The 525-nt window shown below is 46.9% G+C and carries 1 protein-coding gene; it reads right to left on the minus strand.

Features of this window, described 5'->3' with window-relative positions; translation table 11 throughout:
* Positions 1-525 (minus strand): reverse transcriptase domain-containing protein (locus tag B5F25_RS20990; protein WP_241148470.1); only part of this gene is annotated, 525 nt, incomplete at both ends.

Genomic DNA, 525 nt, shown 5'->3' on the forward strand with positions numbered 1-525 from the left:
TTTCTATGAGTTTGCTATGATTCACGGTATCGAAGAAGCGCTCGAGGTCAAGGTCTACTACATATATGTAGCCTGCATTGATTATTTCTTGCGCCCCTCGCAGTGCGTCATGACAACCTTTTCTTGGACGGAAGCCGTAGCTTCTCATCGAGAATTGGCACTCATAGATAGGGGTCAGAACCTGGTTAATGGCTTGTTGCACCAAACGGTCTACCACGGTGGGGATTCCTAAAAGGCGCATATTGCCATTGTCCTTGGGGATTTCTACCCTTCTGACGGGGTTCGGACGGTAAGAACCGTCCATCAAGGAAAGGATGAGCGCATCTTTATTGGCTGATAGCCATGAAAACAATTGTTCACATGACATCTTGTCGATACCGCCACAGCCATTGTTACCAATCACTGACTTATAGGCTCGATTAAGATTGGCAGGACTCAGGATTTGCTCGAAAAGGTGTTCATTGTCGAATGGTACTTCCACGATGTTGTCTTCACACATCCACATGAAAGTCTGCACTCCCCCAT

This window comes from Bacteroides sp. An19 (assembly GCF_002160215.1).
In the GTDB taxonomy this organism is placed as follows: domain Bacteria; phylum Bacteroidota; class Bacteroidia; order Bacteroidales; family Bacteroidaceae; genus Phocaeicola; species Phocaeicola intestinalis.